Raw genomic sequence first — 17,917 nt, 5'->3', positions numbered from 1 at the left:
TGGCGATGGACGAACCCGGTAACAGGAGCAATTCACCAATGGAACTCGCGACAATTGGGTTGGACATTTCGAAGCACGTATTTCACATCCATGCAGTTGATGGCCAAGGCCAAGTGGCCGGTCGCCAACGCCTCCGGCGAGGCGAGATCGTGTCGTTCTTCTCCTCGCTCGCACCTTGCCTGGTCGGCATCGAAGCCTGCGCGACTGCTCACGACTGGGCGCGGGAGATTCGGCAGTTTGGACATGATGTGAGATTGATCCCGCCGGCCTATGTTAAACCCTACGTACGAAGAGGAGCCAAGAATGACGCCGCTGACGCGGCCGCGATCTGCGAAGCGGTCAGTCGTCCCAATATGCGGTTCGTTCCCATCAAGAGCGGCGAGAACCAGGGCTTCTTGATGCTTCATCGTGCAAGAGGCTTATTGGTCCGCCAACGAACCATGACGGCCTGCGCCATTCGGGCTCACTTTGCTGAGTTCGGAATCATCGTCGGGCAAGGCCGGCAACGGGTGGATGGTCTGGTGGACGTGTTGGATGACGAGGAACTGACGCTACCGGCTCACGCCCGGATCGCATTAGCCGTCCTTGTGAACCAACTGAAGGAATTGGACCGGCAGGTCGAGGCTATCGAGCGCGAGCTGGCTCAGATCCAGCGCGTAAATCCGATGGCGAAGTTGCTGTCCTCGATCCCCGGGATCGGTCCCATAACGGCCACAGCTCTCGCCGGGACCGTACCGGACGCGACAATTTTCCGCTCCGGGCGGGAGTTCGCGGCCTGGCTTGGCCTGACGCCTAGACAAAATTCCACCGGCGGGAAGGACAGGCTCGGCCGCATAACAAAGCAGGGCGATTCCTATCTCAGGCACTTGCTTGTCATCGGGGCACGCAACGTCGTTCGGTGTCCAAAGGCCCGGTCCCGGGTCGGAGCTGGCTGGATCGAAGCCCTTCTTGAACGGCGTCGGCCCATGGTTGTTGCGGTCGCTGTCGCCAACAAGTTGGCTCGGATCATCTGGGCAATGATGACGACCGGTGAGTTCTATCGGCCTAAGCTCGCGGCCTGAGCTGCCGCGCTTTTTTTGGCCACCCTAAGGAGTGAGGGCAGATGACAGCGTGATGGAAACCGGCGGAGCTGGGGATCGAGAAAGCCCGAAGAGTTTTAAGCGCAACAAGCGCGACCCGTTGATGAGGCCTCGATCCGCGAACTCGATCAGGGCCAGCGGCCATGGCATCGGTCGCACTAACAGGCCGTATACATGAACGCACCCGACCGGTAACCAAAGTGCTGCTGAAATCTCTTGCATCCGCGGGGCCGTCTATACACGAAGCCATTCTGCATGGGCTTTCCCGGTGCGATGAAGTGCCAATCGATGGCTGCGTCCTTGCACCAAGCCAGCATGGCGTTGCAGGTGAACTCGGTGCCATGGTCGGACACGATCATTCCTGGCTTGCGGCGTCGCTCGACGATTGCCGTGAGTTCGCGGGCCACGCGCCGCCCCGAGATCGACGTGTCCGGAATAGCGCCCAGGCATTCCTTGGTGACGTCGTCGACGATGTTGAGGATGCGGAAGCGTCGGCCATTGGCGAACTGGTCGTGGACGAAGTCCAACGACCAGCGGGCATTTGGCTAGGCCTCGACTAGGATCGGGGCCCGGCTCCCCGCGGCCTTGCGGCGAGCCCGCCGCTTGCGGACGGTGAGCCCTTCCTCGCGATAAAGCCGGTAGATCCGGTCGATCCCCGATGGCTCGCCCTCGCGCCGCAGCAGGACGAACAGGCGGCGATAGCCGAAACGCCGCCGCTCGTTGGCGAGATCGCGCAACCGGCCCCGCAGAACTGCGTCCTGCGGGCGGCTGGAGCGATAGCGGATCATCTTCCGATCCGCACCCACGATCGAGCAGGCCCGCCGCTCCGACAGGCTCACGACGGCCTGCAGATGCGCGACCGCAGCGCGCTTGGCGGCGGGCCCTACCATTTTTTTGAAAGGAGCTCACGGAGTGCGGCTGCATCGAGCATCTGTTCGGCCAGAAGCTTCTTCAGCTTTCCGTTCTCCTCCTCCAGGGCCCTCAACCGCTTCGCTTCGGAAACGTCCATGCCGCCGAATTTGGCCTTCCAATTGTAGATCGTGCCTCGGAGATCCCGTGCTTGCGAGCCAGATCGGCCGTCTTCGCCCCGGCCTCATGCTCCTTCAGCACCGCAATAATTTGCTCTTCCGTGAACCGTGCTCGCTTCATCTGTCCGTCCTTCTTCGGGGCGGACTCTAGCTCCTTCTGGAGGAAATACTCAGTGGCTCGATGGCTCTCCTTTGCAGGGGACCCTAAATCGGCTACCCGGGGGTTCATCGGAACGCCGCCTCTCGACCCTCAAGTGCGCCTCACATTTGCTGAACAACTTTACGCTGGGCGTCTGCGTCCTGTTCGATATACCGCTAAGCGTGCGCGGCCCAAGCCTGCCTGTCGCGGATGCATGTCTGACTGCTACCGTCGGCTCTGTCGTTGGTCGAGCCCTAGCTAGGACGTCTCCATAACCTGCGCCGCATGTTCGTACTCATCGTTAAGAGCCCCAAGCAGTTCTTTCGGCGAAAGACGCTTTGACTCGATACGGCTAAGGGTTGGGCTGACGGGCGCAATCCAATCATTGGCTTGGTCCTCGAACTGCGCCCACCAGTTGACCGAGCAAAGTGCTGGAACAATCAAAAGTAAAAGCTCGAAAGACGGCAATCTTGTTCCGTTTTTGCTGCCATCGTTAAAATCAGCGAGAATGTCTTTGAGAACATCCAGAGTGCCGCTGACGAACTGCCCCTCGTTCAATTCGCATAGCCGGAGTTCTCCATGCTCATCTCTCATAACGTGTGCTGCTGCGATAGCCTCATCGGACTCGACAACAAAGAACCGCCATCCTGAAATCCTCGCGGCAGCTCTGATATTTCCGTCCTTAGGTACTTCGTTGAGCCGCACAAAGCCGAGCCTGTGCCCCCAACATAGCTGAAGAGCGTCTGGCTTTGCCTTCTTCAACTTTGGCGTAAGAAATCCTCTGGTCGCGGCACGTTTTCGAATGCCATCTAGCGCAGCTTTCTTAGCTTCTTGCGAATTTGCTGAAAGGTAAGCTGTCATGGCGCCCTCGTGTGATAACTGTCCGTATAGACGGCCCCCATCCGGTAAAGAGCGGGAAAGTCGCTCCAATCTATGTCTGACAAGCCCCACCATGGATCTGCGATAGCTACTGCATCCACCTCAGTGTCGCCAGCATAGCCGTAGATCGCAACGAAATGCTCGCCACCCCCTAACCAGGCAATGCGCGCGCACAAGGGACGACCTTGGTCTATCTCGCTTCGAATCTCAGCTTGAATCGCGTCTCGCACTTGAAGCCTTAAACGCTCGGACTTTTCAGGTCGTCGGACATTCCATTGTTCAAAGCGGTCGAGACGATTGAGCGACGACATAAGATACCCAAATACATTGCACGGCTCATCCTTGTCTTGTTTGCAACAGTCCGTCCTGCCGAGTTCACCGTTTGCAATCTCGCATTGAGAGTACTTGCCTGATGAAACGTAAGTCTTAGCAACGCTGACCGCTAAGGCCGCCCAGCACCAATTGGTCTTCTCTTGATACTCAAGGTGAAAATCTAGAGCCTTCCAGGTTGAATCGTGGACTGAGCCTAGTTTGATCGGATCACACACCGAGCCTAAGGCGCGTTCGCCTTCTCCCGCGACTGATGTCATTTGAGTTACCTCGAGAATAAGCTGATAGGTTAGCCGGACCCGATTTGCATCCGACGTGCTTCCATTTCTAATGTCCTGAGCCGCCTGGCTCACTCTGCGCTCTTTCGATCGCGTCGTTAAAGCTGCCGCACGTCATCAAAAGCTTAAACGCTTGTTTCGCAATTTCTACTCCGGCGGCTGTATCAGTTGGATAGTGGACTCCGGCGACTTCGCGATTTCGACCAATGCGATCTGCTAGCGCAATTAGCTCACGTCCGCTGCGTGGTCTGATTTTCGCGAGCGAATACGCTATCATGTGACTTTCCAAAGAATGAGCGCTCGGAAATGATGCGTGCCAAGGGGAGTTAATCAGAGGAACCAAGGCTGGACACACTTGTTGAGGTCGCGCCCGCTTGAAACGCAGCTTGAAATAAATCGAAACCAGCTGCGCTACACGCATCGCCATTTCAATTACTTTGAGTGTTTCAGAGTGCGACCACGACGATAACATCAGGACTTGGGCGAAGTATCCCCTGAGTCTAGCATTCTGGTCCAAAATCTCGTTGACCAAGCGTGGCCGCTCGTCTCGAGCCATAGCAAATAGCTGTTCGATCTCATGGAAGATGATCTTGGGATCGGTGGGTGGACCTGAATGCGTAATCTTCTTCTGCCAATCCGTCTCACCAAATTCTGCAAGTGCTATCACGCCGAACAGATCAGGCTGCCACGCAGAAGATGGGAAATGAACGTCATAGTTTAGATCTTTTTCGCAAATGGTGCCGCCGAGCGGATCGAAGAGTAGAAAGGGCGCACCTTGGGGGGCCGGTGCACCGACATACGCGCCGCCAACCGCGCTGCCGCCGCCTTCTCCGCCACCCTCGCCTCCGCCTTCGCCGCCCCCCTCTCCGCCACCTTCAAGTATGTGCAAGCGCATGGCTTCCTCCTGAGTTAAAGATTACTTCGGAGCGGCACGCCAGAGTTAATCGGGAATTCCGGCGGATCTCAATCTTTGCAAGTACAAAGAACGTTGGGGTTCTTTAAATGGACAACGGGCTGCGTATTGAGAGACTTTGAATTGAGGTAGCACCTTGCTGTGTTGTGTGACCATCTGCGTGGCTTGTTCATCGCGACCGAGAGCGAGTAGGCTCGCCGCTGCTATGCGGATCGCATTTCCAAAGCGAGGGTTTAAACTTAGAGCCTTACGGGACCATCGCAGGGCGTCCTCGTAGCCCTCGTTGAGATAATGGTTCTGTGCGAGCCTAGCGTAACTTACAAATGCTTGCTGATCGAGAGGCGAAAGACGAATTGCCCGCTCTGCCCGCTCGATACCGCTCAAAGCATTACCGATGAAACCATAAGTCGCACTGCTAAACATCCAAGCCCAAGCGTTATTGGGGGAAATAGTAAGCGCACGATCGAAGCAGTCCAACGCAGCATCGTAGTCGCGGAAGAACATACTCGTGGCATGTCCCTTCAGCGCAAGCGCGAGTGCATTGCTGGGGTCTCGCTCAAGCGCCAGGTCTGACAAGTGCATAACTTCTGCAATTTCGACAGCAGGATCGGAAGACCAGCCTTCTGCAATGTTGAACAAGTGCCAATGCGCTGAGAACGCAAAAGGCGCTGCATATGTATTGTCGTCCTCACGTGCCCTTTCAAGAAGAGTTCGCGCTCGCGAAAAACTGGAGAAGTCAAGCTTATAGAGCAGCTCAAGGGCTCGAAGCAGGTGATCGTATGCGTTGAGGCTTTGTGGCCGCTTACGCATGGCACGCCTAACTTCAGCTCGACGAACGTGGGTAGCTACGCGCTCTACTATCGCAGAAGCAATCTCGTCCTGTACAACGAAGATATCGTCGATCTTCGAATCATATTTCTCTGCCCAGATCACTGAACCAGCTGCCAAGTCAGTAAGCTCTACTGACACACGAATAGAGTTTCCTGTCCTCCTAACCTTTCCGTTTAGAAAATATCGCACTCCGAGCTTCTCGCTTGCCAAGGATGGGTCTAAAGACCGCCGGACAAAATTAACAGTTGAACCACGAGAGACGACTAGTAGATCCCGAAGGTTGCTCAAGGTGGCGATAATGTCGTCGACGAAACCTTCAGCAAAATAGTTGTCGTCATTGTTTTGCGAGAGATTTGCGAACGGCAGTACGCCGATCGATGGCAGTCTTGCTCGCTTTGAACCCTTCGACGCAAAACCCACAGCTGCACTGCGGTCTACACCGGGCAAGCGAACAGAAAAGGCGGCTATCGGCCGTGTTAGATTCTTAAACCGAAGTTCGCCCAAATCGTCGAAAGCGTATTCATTCTGATCACCAATCTCGTCGAGCATAGCTGACGAGAGGACAATTCCGCCAGCTGGGGCCGCGGTTTGCAACCGAGCGGCAATATTGACTCCGCTGCCATACACATCATTCAGATCCACAATCACGGGATCCCAATGGATGCCCATCCGAAATGATATTTGGAGTTCAGGCGGATGGTCTGCTTCCCTGGATCTAATCTCGCGCTGCAACTCTGCGGCTGCTTTTAGGGCGTCCAATGGACTTTCAAATATGGCGATAAAGCCATCGCCCGTGTTCTTGACGATCTCCCCGCGCATGTAAAGGATGCATGGATCGATAGTTTCTACCCTTAGGCGACGAAACCGTCGATGAATTTGAAGCTCGTTGGTCTCCATGAGACGCGTATACGCTACTACATCAGCGGCGAGCACAGCTCGGCTGAGGCGACCGAACTCGATAATCGGCTCGACTGAAACGTCTGGGCCAGAAGGCACAGCCACCTCCTCAAACCAAGCGAATGATTACTCTACCACCAGTTTGAAGTGGAGTCTTCAGCAGCGCTGTTCGATAGCGGCCCAAAATCAGGGCATCGCAGGGAATCAAGTGCTAGGCAGATATCGAGGAGCCTTTACGGCGCCTGTGGTAAATGGCTGCTGCTACAACCCTTCCTTGCTTCTCTATTTCGCTGGAAACGTATCGGTAGTGCCGTCAGCCGAACCCGCTCGGTCTTGGCCCCTTGGTCCGACGTTGTACCGGCCGTGCGGAGTAGTTGCATGACTGGCTGGGTAGCCGGTTCGTGGGCCCCTCTCTCCGGAGAGACATCGAGTTACTCGAAGCGTGCGATCCGAACTGGCGGGGAATGTCCCGTTCGCGCGAACCATGCGCCGGCCTCGCTTCTCACCGACTCCCTCCGTTAGACAGATCCTGGAAGGCAAGGGACTCTCACCGGCCCGAGCACGATCGCCAACGGATACGGTCAATTGGTCGCCGGTCGGCTTAATGATGGTTGGTCAGCTTATCTGGTGACTATAGTCTTTCAGCATTTCGCCGGCCCGAATCAGGCAGTCGTCGGTCGGATGAAAGACGAGGTCCAGACGATCTACTCGACGCTCGTGACGTATGTCCATCGGAGACCCGCTTCTTGCGGTGGAGCAAATACCGCCAAATATCCGCCACCGCCTCCAAGCTGATACGTGGCGATCTGACCGTAGCCAACAGCGGTCAATTCGCAACGCAGCAGCTCAATCGACCTGCCGTGCCATGAGGTGGGACGCTCGAAGTCGACAATTCCGGCTTCAATGCGGGCGCGAGATTGTAAAGGAAGGCATAGGGCTGGGGCTATCTCGTGATACATGTGCCCAAGGATGGCGACATCCAGCGACGAAGCGGGCAGGCGGGGGTCGTGCGGTTCGCCCATCACAAATATAACGTATCTCAGCCCCAGTCGTTCCGTTCGCCTCCTGAGCTCGATGAGGTAATCCCGCATCACATCCTGGGCGACGATAACCGTTCGGGCTGAAGAGGTATGAGAGACGGACCGTGCAGTAGCCGCTGCCTGCACCAATATCGCCGACTGTCATGCCTGGTTTCAGCTCAAGAAGACGTGCGACCTCGCCGGCCTCATTCAGGAAGTCGCGGTGCTCCTCGGCGGAGCGGCTTAGGCTGGGGATCGGCGCAACCGGACGCCGAGGTGCGGGAAACTCCTTTGCGGGGATTCCTGTCGGGGCCAGATAATTAACGTCAGCGGCGTACGCGGGGGTGGTGCCCAGCGCCATGACCAGCCTCACTGTGCGGACCAGCGTTATCGTAGGTCCGCAAGGTATCAGGCGTGTCCGTCCACGTTGCGAAGGATCCGGGCCCAGGGTCATTACTCCAACCACATGCCGGAAGCGGTAGCCCACCTAGCGATTTGCTCCGATCTTCTACTCCTGATAACAGCGGCCAGGGCTAGCTGATGCGATGGTGTAAACTGCGAACGCGGGTAAGCCCAGTTTGCCTATGCGGGCTGACCTTGTCACGCCAATGAAGCATAGTCTTGCGAGGATCGGCCGGTTTTGGCGCAAACCGACATGCTGTCGAATCCGAACGTCTCACAAGAGCCAACAAAGAGAAGACCTAATAGCTCTTCGCGGCGCGATAGAAAGCTTCGACCTTGGCCCGGTCTTTTGAGTGAGCACCCTCGCGGTCGGTCTTCGTTTTCGAGTCAACGCCGGCAGGTTGGACCGATCGGATGGCCTCTTCGACGTTGTCTGGTCCGAGGCCACCAGCGAGTATTACCGGGGTGCGAACAGTCTCGACAATCGTTCGACTGACGCTCCAGTCATGCGTCACGCCCTGCGCACCGATTTGGATATCGCCTACTCGATGACTATCAAGTAGGATCCACTGAACAATTCCATCATAAGTGCGCGCCACGTGTACCGCCTCGGGTCCCGTCACAGATATGCTGCGAATGAATTTGAGTTTTGGCAGAGTCTTTCGCAGCGCCACGACATGATCAGGCGTAAGCAAGTCGTTGGAAGCGCCGAGGTGCACGATCTGGGGATTAAGCTCCCTGGCCATCCGTTCGATGAGATCGACATCCGCCGACAGGAACAACGCTGAAAGTACAGACGGCGCCCGGATCGCTTTCATAACGGCAGCTGCTTTGTGAACCGGAAGCTCGCGAGGGAAGGAACCATCGCCGACAAGCACGCCGACATGATCTACACCAATTGAGGATATTGCTTCGGCTTCGGCGGGCGTCGCGACTTCGTAGATTTGCGTCAGCATTGTTCTACCCAGCCCTCTGGGCCACACACTGGGATCGGCACGGCGGCCTCCCCGCGGGCGGAACGTCTGGCGGTTCGTGCAGTCGACTAGGCGTCTGCCAAGAGCTCGCGCACATTGAGGCGACCCCCGTCTGGCTTGCTGACGTAGAGATGGCTCTCAAGTGCGGACTGCATGTTCTCAAACATCGCGTAGAGATCGTCGCAATAGACCGAAGGATTATCGTAACCGTTCTTTTTGGAGAAACGATGCGGAAGATAGCCTCCGCCGCAGGCGTTCATGAACTTGCATTGCCGACACTTCGCGCAAAGATTGATTGAGGCATCCCGCGCGGCTTTCCAGCGAGGCTCGTTCCTGACCTCGTCGATCGCATGATCGAAGATGTTGAACGTGGTGCTCGTGAAGCCGTCGCCTGCAATCCGCAGTACATCGTGCGCCTCCACGGTGCCATCTGTCATGACGGTGCAAAGTTCGACAGGTTTGTGGCCCACGCCCTCGGTCGGCGAATTGTTGCTAAGCAGGGCAGTGATCATGTCAGAAATGATACGAATATTGGTCGTCGACTTTGTACGATTTGCCTCCAGCCACAAGTCGAACAGACCCTTGTAGAACGCGGCAATAGATGGCGGTTTCTCATCCACCGTCGCGTCGGGGATCATGATGTCGTAGTTGGAGATTCCACACGCAGCGAAAAAATCAGCATAGTGCTGTGGCGCGTGGACGGGATTGCAGACTGCCAGGGCAATTACGCCAATCTTACGCGATACCAGCATTCGAGCGGCACGTTCCACAGCGGCGTGGGTACCCGTACCCTGAAATGTTCTGCGATGAATGTCATGTATGTGTGCTGGCCCATCCAGACTGATCGCAACCGAAATGTGGCGGGCCTCGAAGCAGGCCAGCCATTCGTCATCGATCAACACGCCGTTGGTCGTGACCGCGATGGGAAATTCGCAGCCCGTCCGTGATGAAATAGCCTCGCAGGCCTCGGCAAAGCGATGGAAGTTCTCGACGCCCCATAGCAGCGGCTCGCCGCCGTGCAGAATGATCGGAAAATCGACGAGGGAGTATCTGACGACGTGCTCCTCGATGCGCTGCAGCAATTGATGCTGCACGTCAGGGCTCATCAGTTTGGGCTTGCTATAAACGGACGTATCGCGAAACCAGTAGCAATAGGAGCAGTCGATGTTACATCTCGTCGCAACCTTGACCAGCAACTGCGCAATCGGCAGATCCTGGAAGGCAGCAAAATCTGAACCGTCAGCCGACATGCCGATACCGAGCCGGGCTAGAAGAAACCTATCTAATACCCTCGAACAAATCCCCCTCGGCGGAACGCGCCCGCGCCCGGGGCGTACGCCGCCCTGCGAAAGGCGCCTGCATTAGCCCCTTTAGCAAAACCCCCTCGTCTGAAAGCGGCTTGGGTCGCCACGGGTTCCTCGGAGACAACGCCTTGCTCCGCACTCTGTCCGCGCAGATCGTTCAGCAATGCGTCGATACCCTGATGGTCGCTTTGAATTGTTGCCCCTGGCCCATGTAATTGTATGAGGCTGGCCAAAACCTTCAGCGTCGTAATCGGCATGGTCATGCTCCTCATTTTCGCGACGCGGTGCAGGGATCGAGCGAAAGGCCGGTGGACCGGCTGAAGCGGTGGCAAGGTATACCTTTTATATTGAAGTGGCAACGTGGTCGGCCGCCTAGGGACAAGGCAAGTTCAGGACATGCTCGTACGCAACGGCAAACGCAACGTTGATGCAAATCAAGCGTTCAAATTGACGCGTCAGAGCGGCGAAGCGAGAGCGTGGCTGGAGAGGTACACTCCGACTAATGGTAATTCACTGTACGTCCACTATTTTGTATAGAGCCGCAATTCTTTAGCGGCGATCTCGAAACGAGGTTTTGCATGACCTCTCATTGTTGGATCAGGCGGCTCTGCGCGCCGCTCCTCGCTTTAATTCTGACCGTCGGGCCGTTGGTTTCGTCGGTATGCGCTATTGAGGATGCTCGAAAGGTTGGCGTGGTGTCCTTTGGCCTTTTCGGCGATCAGGGCGTATTTAGAGCGGAGGCAACTGGCGCAGCTCAGGTCGTAGCGGCCCGTTTCGAAACCGGCGCGATCGACGTACAATACAATTCGAAGAAAGGCGGAGGTGCAACGATCGAAGCCTTGGCTAGTTCGTTGCAGGTCGCAGCCAATAGCCTGAATGCCGATAAAGATGTTCTCTTTCTGATTCTCACCTCCCATGGCTCTCCCGACGGACTTGCAATCAAGGCGGGGCGGCTCACACAAACACTGACGCCCTCTCGTCTCGCTAGCATACTCGCGAAGACTGGTGTGCGACATAAGGTGGTGGTCATCTCGGCTTGCTATTCCGGGGTCTTCATCCCACGTCTCGCGAATCCCGATGTGCTGGTCATCACTGCGGCCGACGCAAATCATGCGTCGTTTGGGTGTCAAGATAAGGCGAAGTGGACCTATTTCGGTGATGCGTTTTTTAACGTCGCGCTCCGGCGAGCCGTAAGCCTGAAGGATGCGTTTCTCGATGCGCGCTTGCTTGTCCAGAAACGAGAACTGGGGGAGCACTTCGAGCCGTCGAATCCTCTCATGGCCGGCGGTGCAAACGTGCAGTCATTGCTTGTTGCACGTCCTTGAACGACCGGCCGGGAGCCTCGGCTCCCAGACGAAGATTCGGTGAGCGCAACTTATAGAGCCCGCCCCGCAGAGCGGGCGCGCGAAGCGGCTGCCAGCCTACAGGAGCAGAAGATGATGAACCTGCTTCGGCCCAGAACTCGGCCCTCGGCCGACTTCTTTCCATAATCCGTGATCTACCTATTAGGGGCTACCGCCGCGTCACCGTAATTTCGGCGGTGCCACGGTTGTTCGCATAAAATGTACCGGCCAGTCTAGGCACGCCAACGACGGCGTCGTTGACAAAGAAAAATAGTTCGCCATCGCGCGTTGCGCGGATCACCTCTTCGATCGAATGGTCTTCTGGATCGGGATCCAAAAAGCTCTCCTCGCCTCCGACGCTGCCGGTCCTAGCGACGATCCTGAACCAGGGCCGGATCAATTCGCGGCGCATCGGGAGCGCAAACAGCATCGCTGCCCGTTCCCAGATCGTGGGCGGGTCCAGGCTATAGAAGCCTGCAGCCGTCGTCGCAATCGTCCGATCGAACCATTGCGGTTCCCTCGCTTTGATCGTGACGAGATAGCGCTGACCATCTTGAAGAAGAATGCCAGTGGGCGAGCACACTGAAGACGTGTCAAGGATCAGTCGTCGCGTTTCCCCCTTTGTCATTGCGGTCGGACTACTCTCGCTGCACACGAAGCCGGCATCGTCGATGACGATGTAGAGGAGGTGGTTGACGGCCATAATTCCGGCATACAGAAAGAAGACGGCTGAGAGGGCGGGCCCCAACTGAAACTTCCAAAATCGTTTGGACCATTCGTACGGCGTGCTGGTGCGCAGCCGATAGATCCAGTTTTCCGGCGCGCTTGCGATAGTGGTGCCGGTCACCATAGAATTTTGCCAAATCGCGCCCATGTCGCTCTTGATGCGTGCCGAGAGCCGGCTTCCGATTAGCGAGAATGCCGCAACCGCCAGCGCGAGAACCAGGAAAGTAAGGGAACTGCGGGCATATCCGTTGATCCAGGGCGTGGCAATGGACGGAAGAAAGGAGCCGATGAGGCGAATGAGGTCGGAAAGCCACCGCACGGGACTGGAGAACTCATCTGAGGCCGGCAGGGCTTTCAGCAGCGGAAAAACCAGCAGCGCCGCGGAGGCAAAGACGTTTAAGAAGTATACGACGCGGCGAAGCCAAACCGTGTTCCAGACCGCTTCCTGCGCCTTCGCCCGCGCTTCACTCTGAGCGCTCGTTTCGTAGGGGTTGGCGGGGGCCGGAAGGATTTGGCCCTTGTCCGTGAGGACGTCATACCGCGACGGGATACCGAGTGGCGCGCAAGGATGTGCGTTGTTTTGGATGCGCCGAAAGACGCTCTCATGAATCTTTGGCTTATCGATCTTGACCCGATGGCCTTCGTCGCGCGAAAGGCGGTCGTGACACAGCACGGCGAGCTTGCGCGGACCGTAGCGGTAATAACTGCCGAGGCCGCTGCGAGAGTCATAGAGCCGCCCGTCCTTGTCTCTGGCGGCATGCGTGGCGATCATACTATCCGGATCGGCGGTTGGAGCAGACTTGAAGCGAAGGCCGCACTTCTGGGCTTCGGTCATGATCCAGCACTGCGGGATCCTCGCCAGCGAATCGTCGGGATAACCGCCGCCGACATTGGAATGCATTCCGGAGAACCAGACTTGGCTGATGCGTTCCTCGGAGATCGGCCGCGGTTGTTCGGATTGGGCTGGCGTCTCCTTGCTCTCATCCCACAAGACGGGGTGAAATGTCGTGCGTTCATCGTCCAAGGCTAACGCGTGGCAGCCGCGTTTAACGCGGGGATCAAGCACCCGGCTTGGGAGCTCGAGCGGCCATATCCATTTGTTGACGCCGCGGGTCATTTCATCGACGGGGAGCCCGTAGGCCGCCACCGTATCCCAAAGGCCCAGGAAACGGATGCTCTTGACCGGCTTATTTCTGGCTGTGTCCTTAGGCGGCGGTATTTTTCGATCACCCCTGAACAAGCTCCACCAGACCGTATGATACTTGCGACGTCGATAGTCCTCGAACGCGGCAGTCGCGCGACTATCGAGATCGAGCTCATCTTCCGCCTCGACCAAGCCCTGATCCAAGATCAAGCCTACGACTACGCGGATTGTGAAAGCACCACGGCTAAAGCCGAAGCCGAATATCTCGTCACCGTCGTCTCGATAATTTCTGCAGATGAACTTGTAGATGTCGATGACATTGCGTTTCAGGCCGTAGCCGAAGGCGCCGCCGAGTATCGCGAGAGGTTTGAAGCTCGAGGTCCCAACCCCGTCGTCATAAAATGCGACCTGATCCGAATTCGAGAGATCGATTGCCTCGAATGTGCGCCATACATCAGTGCGCCAGACAGCGGCAGAGGAGTTGCCTGTGCCGTCAGAGAGAACAACGATTTTCTTCATCGCTTTGTCACTCAAGCGGTAGGACTACAAAAAGAAGTTATCGGTTTGCGGTTGTGTCGGGTGTGAGATGGTTCACAGATTCCGTGGCGAACGAGCGAGAATAGATTGAGCTACTTGATCAATTTTAGAATAGCCAAAGCGCCGCGCCGCTACGATCCGGTGCCTCTTGGACATTTCACACAATGATGGAGGTAGCCAGTGACGATCGTTCAATTCACTCGCTTCAAGACCGAGAAGCCCGAGGAAATGACCCCGGTCATCAGGCAGGCCAAGAAAATCTCGAGAGGCACCAGTCCGGAGGGATGGCCGGCCCCGCGCTGACCGTGAAGACGTGCCCGGGCGACAATCTGATGCTTCACAAGGCGATGGCGATCGCCGATCCCGGCGATGTCATCGTGGTCGACGCGGGGGGCGATCTCACCAACGCATTGATCGGCGGTGCGTCGCCGGAAGCACCCACCGAACGGTTGCAGCAACGACATGCGGAAACTAGAAGAAACGGCTGTGAGGCTATTAGAGGCCACCGCTCGGAAGCTTCCGCAGGGGCCGGGTCGCGACGAATTACTTCGAGATATTGCGGGATTTCGTGCGCAGTTAGCGGCCGGGCTACCAAGCGAAGGTCCGAGGAATGGCGGGAATAGCCGCGGCTGGTCGACATCGGATGAAGTGAAGAGGTAGAGCACCGATGTCCGATCGAGATGACACCACAACGAGCTCGCACGAAACGGCCGTCAAGCAGCTTCTAAGGCGAGTAGCCAGACGCAGACGCCCGAGTCAGAACATCTCTTCGGACGTGCCCCATCACCGTGAGACAGATCCAAACCGTGAGTTTGCATCCCATGGCGAGCCGAACGGCGTCGTGTGGTTTTTCCTCTTTCTGCCGGGATTTGTAATCGCCTACGTGATTTGTCTAAAGATTGGTGCCCTCTAGGTGCAACGACTCGTCACGCCAAGGAGCCAGCCAAGCAATTGCGACGCTGCCGTTTTTGAACGTTCACTTACGATCTGGCGCTATCGTTTCGTAATTGACCTCCGACGTGATTTCTATGTCCAACGATCACGCAACAGGACGGCCCTGGTTGCCGGACGAAGAAGCGATGGCGTCCAAGCTGACGAAACCGCCAAACGCCTAGGACGGTCCCGGCAGGCGATATACGGCCGTACTCAGCGCTTTCGCAAGCAGCGAGGCCAGATCAGTCGAAAGAGCGGCGAAACCTTTTCGCAATGGCGAATGGCTGAGTGAATCACCGGCTAGGGCTGGGGCCGCGCCTCGCTGAAGGCGGGTACAAGTCGCAAGCCTAGTTGGCCCGGCGCCGGATTTGGGCAGGAACCGACGGCGCCCCCGCGGTTCGTTGATGGCTGCGGGCCACCAATGCCCGCAGAGCGGCCCCGGCCTACCCAGCCCGCTGCGTACCCGAGGCCGCTTTTCTGTTTCCCGCGCCGCGCCACCAAACATGCCAGCCGGACCCCGGACGCCGACGTCCCGAGTATCGGAGCCACGGTCTAGGCGTGGCATGTTGTTTGCTACGGTGACGGCCGAGCAACCATCGCCCTGGGGCTGGCTTCAGGCTATGGCGCTCGACCGCCTGGTCGCGGACCAGACCGCGACCAGGCACCCAGAATAGACGATGGTCACTTAAAGGGTCGCTCCGCCAAAGAAACCTTCCGGGTTACTCTCTTCATCCAGCAGCGACCTGCTCGATGTCAGTGCGGGGAGATGGTTTGGGAAGAGTAAGTGGCGAGCCAACATTATCGCGTTCTGATGCACCGGGACGCTGATCGGGATCACAGCAATTTGCTTTAGGTTCGCCGTCCTGACCTTAACGTGGCGCTGTCGCAACATCGCGTATGTTCCGTTCTGGAACACCGATTGGCGACTCAAACTTCAGCCCGAGTCCTGCAATCATTCCGCTCAGCCGGGGCTGGAAGTCGAGCATCATTCGCAAACATTGAATTTTCCCGGAAAAATGAGGCCGCAGGATGTGGGGCAGGGTCCTGCGGCCGTTTTCGTTCGCTGCCCTACGAGCGGATCACGCCGACGAAGCCCCCGCCACCGCTAGCAAACATTGTCGATTACTGGGTGGCTCCGAACGCGCGCGAGCTACTGCGCGTCGTGGGTGTGGGTAACTGACCGCCATGGCCCCATGGGCTAGGGTCTTTTGCGTGTTGCAGAATTAGCTGCTTTGGATGCCAGTCCGAACGATTTCGACAAGGGCAACGGTCACTAGAACGAACAAGATCTGTGACCAGATCCCTTCCGGCCAGTTGAGTTTCCGTTTGGTGTGAATCCAGATGCGAAAGCGCTGAAGCGACCTCAGGGGCTCCCTCGGGAGAGCAGTATGCGCAAGTTGCAGGGGATCTGGCACTATGCCGCCTATCGCCCCCCAGCAGCACCGCAAGCGAGGCAGTCGGAGTTGCGTACAGCCACATTGCAACGGCAAGTCCGACTACCGCGTCGAGTGAGAATCAGTTCTACCGGGCTTTCCATCAGGGCATATCGGCCGATGGCAGCTATCTATGTCCCGCCATTCCCTACCCCTGGTACACCAAAATCAGCCGCGAGGACGCGGACGCTCTCAAGGCATTTTTGAACTCGCTAGATCCCGTCTCGAGCTCTAGGAGAATTCTGCTCAGACACGTAGATGTCGTGTTGCTGCAGACCTCGCAGTCGAGGCGTCTGCAATGCGGCACACTCCGTCAAGCAACGACTCGCCCGATGGCTGCTCGTCGCCAGCAATGCCCTCGAGGACGATAAGTTGCCGCTCACCCACGAAGTCTTGGCTCATCTGCTTGGTGTTCGACGGGCAAGCGTGACCGAATGCCTTGAAGCACTCGAAAAAGGTGGGTTGATCCACAGCTTGCGCGGGCTCGTCAACATCATCAACTCTCACGCTCTCGGCAAGTCTCCTGCACCTGCTTCGACACGATAGCGCGGGAATATCGAAGCCAGTTGAATCCAGATGATGATGTCAAAGAAGACTGAGAAACTTGTTCACAAACACACTAGCGAACGAAGAACTCGGGCGTCCGTGGTGCGCGAGGCTACGCGGGGGCCTTCAAAGTGTCGAGACGCATGCACGCCGTCGAACGGCCCATCGAGGTCGACGGCCACGCCCTTCAGATTGATCTCTGCGTTGGCGCCGCACTGTATCCGCGAGATGCCGACAATGCGGTCTCGTTGCTGGCCAATGCCGATGCCGCCTTTTACCGCGCCAAGCATGAAGGCAGGGCAGCGATTCGCCTGTTCACGAGCGCCATGGACCAGCAACTGCGGGAGCGCCGGGCGATCGAGCACGACCTGCGGGTCGCCGTCGAGCGATGCGAGCTCTTTCTGGAGTATCAGCCGCAGCAGCACCGGGACGGCACGTTGAAGGCTTATGAGGCGCTCATCCGTTGGCGCCATCCGCTTCGCGGCATCGTTCCGCCCGGCGAGTTCATTCCGGTCGCCGAACGGAGCGGCTCGATCGCGCAGATAGACGACTGGGTACTGACGGAGGCGTGCAGGGAAGCTGCGTCATGGCCACGGCCGCTGAGGATCGCAGTCAACGTCTCGGCCGCGCAGTTGCGCCGCGAGAATCTCGAAGCGCACGTCCGCCAGGCGCTGCGCGATAGCGGGCTGCCGGGCTCGCGGCTCGAGCTCGAAATCACCGAAGGCGTGCTGATCGAGGACATCGCGCGCGCCAAGAAGACGATGCAGTCGCTCAAGGCACCGGGTTCAAATCGCACTGGACGACTTCGGCACGGGATACTCAGTCATACCTGGAAGCTTTCCCCCTCGACCGAATCAAGATCGACCGATCCTTCGTGATGGCGCTCGGCCAAAACGATCGCTCGCTCGCCATCGTCCGGGCCGTGATCGGCCTCGCCCACGGCCTCGGGGTCCCGGTGCTGGCGGAGGGCATAAAGACCGAAGCCCAGATGACGCTCCTCCTGCAGACGGGTGCGACGAAATGCAGGGATATCTGATCGGCCGGCCGCGAAGTCTGGCGACACCCAACAAAAGCAAGAGGCTCCCGCTCCAGGCCGCCTCCTGAAGGCCTTGCTCCGGTCGATTGGCTTGAGGCCGCGTTGCGTCTTGAGTGCCCTTGAAGCTTTGCATGCGCATCGCGCGT

Annotated in this window: 12 protein-coding genes and 3 pseudogenes; 7 read left to right on the top strand and 8 right to left on the bottom strand. The window is 57.6% G+C overall.

The features are described 5' to 3' along the window. Positions 1-38: 38 nt before the first annotated feature. Positions 39-1,061, top strand: coding sequence for an IS110 family RNA-guided transposase (locus ACVIIW_RS36910; RefSeq protein WP_456705524.1), 1,023 nt, complete (start codon positions 39-41; stop codon positions 1,059-1,061). Positions 1,062-1,318: 257 nt separating this feature from the next. Here the strand turns inward: ACVIIW_RS36910 and ACVIIW_RS36905 are convergent. The 7 genes and pseudogenes from ACVIIW_RS36905 to ACVIIW_RS36875 all read right to left on the bottom strand — a co-directional run. Further along, a pseudogene (locus tag ACVIIW_RS36905) lies at positions 1,319-2,228 on the bottom strand (IS3 family transposase); the annotation flags it as partial. Between the two features lie 276 nt (positions 2,229-2,504). Continuing rightward, positions 2,505-3,107 (bottom strand): hypothetical protein, encoded by a 603-nt coding sequence (locus ACVIIW_RS36900; protein ID WP_456705523.1) that lies wholly within the window; start codon positions 3,105-3,107, stop codon positions 2,505-2,507. Next, positions 3,104-3,715 carry a papain-like cysteine protease family protein gene (locus ACVIIW_RS36895; protein WP_456705522.1) on the bottom strand — a complete coding sequence of 204 codons (612 nt, stop codon included), beginning with the start codon at positions 3,713-3,715 and terminating at the stop codon, positions 3,104-3,106. The genes ACVIIW_RS36900 and ACVIIW_RS36895 overlap by 4 nt, the downstream gene beginning before the upstream one ends. A 67-nt stretch (positions 3,716-3,782) precedes the next feature. Beyond that, positions 3,783-4,628: a phosphatase PAP2 family protein gene (locus tag ACVIIW_RS36890; RefSeq protein ID WP_456705521.1), complete on the bottom strand. Its 846-nt coding sequence runs from the start codon at positions 4,626-4,628 to the stop codon at positions 3,783-3,785. A gap of 45 nt (positions 4,629-4,673) precedes the next feature. After that, positions 4,674-6,410 (bottom strand): adenylate/guanylate cyclase domain-containing protein, encoded by a 1,737-nt coding sequence (locus ACVIIW_RS36885; protein ID WP_456705548.1) that lies wholly within the window; start codon positions 6,408-6,410, stop codon positions 4,674-4,676. 1,684 nt (positions 6,411-8,094) lie between these two features. After that, the gene (locus ACVIIW_RS36880; protein WP_456705520.1) at positions 8,095-8,751 is read right to left on the bottom strand and encodes a phosphoribosylanthranilate isomerase; all 657 of its coding nucleotides are present in this window, start codon (positions 8,749-8,751) and stop codon (positions 8,095-8,097) included. Positions 8,752-8,837: 86 nt separating this feature from the next. After that, a complete protein-coding gene (locus ACVIIW_RS36875; RefSeq protein WP_456705519.1) occupies positions 8,838-10,019 on the bottom strand; it encodes a radical SAM protein in 1,182 nt (393 codons plus the stop codon). 632 nt (positions 10,020-10,651) lie between these two features. Here ACVIIW_RS36875 and ACVIIW_RS36870 point away from each other — a divergent pair. Next, positions 10,652-11,398, top strand: a complete 747-nt coding sequence (locus ACVIIW_RS36870) for a C13 family peptidase (protein ID WP_456705518.1) — start codon at positions 10,652-10,654, stop codon at positions 11,396-11,398. Positions 11,399-11,585: 187 nt separating this feature from the next. Here ACVIIW_RS36870 and ACVIIW_RS36865 read toward each other — a convergent pair whose 3' ends face one another. Next, positions 11,586-13,805, bottom strand: a complete 2,220-nt coding sequence (locus ACVIIW_RS36865) for a DUF2235 domain-containing protein (protein WP_456705517.1) — start codon at positions 13,803-13,805, stop codon at positions 11,586-11,588. Positions 13,806-14,092: 287 nt separating this feature from the next. Here ACVIIW_RS36865 and ACVIIW_RS36860 point away from each other — a divergent pair. The 5 genes and pseudogenes from ACVIIW_RS36860 to ACVIIW_RS36840 form a co-directional block, all read left to right on the top strand. Then, positions 14,093-14,242, top strand: a pseudogene (locus tag ACVIIW_RS36860) (RraA family protein); the annotation flags it as partial. Positions 14,243-16,447: 2,205 nt separating this feature from the next. Then, positions 16,448-16,735, top strand: coding sequence for a Crp/Fnr family transcriptional regulator (locus ACVIIW_RS36855; protein ID WP_456705516.1), 288 nt, complete (start codon positions 16,448-16,450; stop codon positions 16,733-16,735). A 143-nt stretch (positions 16,736-16,878) separates the two neighbouring features. After that, positions 16,879-16,974 (top strand): annotated as a pseudogene (locus tag ACVIIW_RS36850) (hypothetical protein); the annotation flags it as partial. A 9-nt stretch (positions 16,975-16,983) separates the two neighbouring features. After that, positions 16,984-17,613 (top strand): EAL domain-containing protein, encoded by a 630-nt coding sequence (locus ACVIIW_RS36845; RefSeq protein WP_456705547.1) that lies wholly within the window; start codon positions 16,984-16,986, stop codon positions 17,611-17,613. After that, positions 17,613-17,771, top strand: a complete 159-nt coding sequence (locus ACVIIW_RS36840) for an EAL domain-containing protein (RefSeq protein ID WP_456705515.1) — start codon at positions 17,613-17,615, stop codon at positions 17,769-17,771. Before ACVIIW_RS36845 ends, ACVIIW_RS36840 begins: the two co-directional genes overlap by 1 nt. Positions 17,772-17,917 lie beyond the last annotated feature (146 nt).

The organism is Bradyrhizobium sp. USDA 4449 (assembly GCF_054056275.1).
This window is presented reverse-complemented; position numbering and strand designations above follow the sequence as displayed.

Excerpts from the sequence above, each read along its gene's own strand:
- ACVIIW_RS36910 (WP_456705524.1), top strand. The coding sequence starts at position 39 with ATGGAACTCGCGACAATTGGGTTGGACATTTCGAAGCACGTATTTCAC.
- ACVIIW_RS36900 (WP_456705523.1), bottom strand. The coding sequence starts at position 3,107 with ATGACAGCTTACCTTTCAGCAAATTCGCAAGAAGCTAAGAAAGCTGCG.
- ACVIIW_RS36895 (WP_456705522.1), bottom strand. The coding sequence starts at position 3,715 with ATGACATCAGTCGCGGGAGAAGGCGAACGCGCCTTAGGCTCGGTGTGT.
- ACVIIW_RS36890 (WP_456705521.1), bottom strand. The coding sequence starts at position 4,628 with ATGCGCTTGCACATACTTGAAGGTGGCGGAGAGGGGGGCGGCGAAGGC.
- ACVIIW_RS36880 (WP_456705520.1), bottom strand. The coding sequence starts at position 8,751 with ATGCTGACGCAAATCTACGAAGTCGCGACGCCCGCCGAAGCCGAAGCA.
- ACVIIW_RS36875 (WP_456705519.1), bottom strand. The coding sequence starts at position 10,019 with ATGTCGGCTGACGGTTCAGATTTTGCTGCCTTCCAGGATCTGCCGATT.
- ACVIIW_RS36870 (WP_456705518.1), top strand. The coding sequence starts at position 10,652 with ATGACCTCTCATTGTTGGATCAGGCGGCTCTGCGCGCCGCTCCTCGCT.
- ACVIIW_RS36865 (WP_456705517.1), bottom strand. The coding sequence starts at position 13,805 with ATGAAGAAAATCGTTGTTCTCTCTGACGGCACAGGCAACTCCTCTGCC.
- ACVIIW_RS36855 (WP_456705516.1), top strand. The coding sequence starts at position 16,448 with ATGTCGTGTTGCTGCAGACCTCGCAGTCGAGGCGTCTGCAATGCGGCA.
- ACVIIW_RS36840 (WP_456705515.1), top strand. The coding sequence starts at position 17,613 with ATGGCGCTCGGCCAAAACGATCGCTCGCTCGCCATCGTCCGGGCCGTG.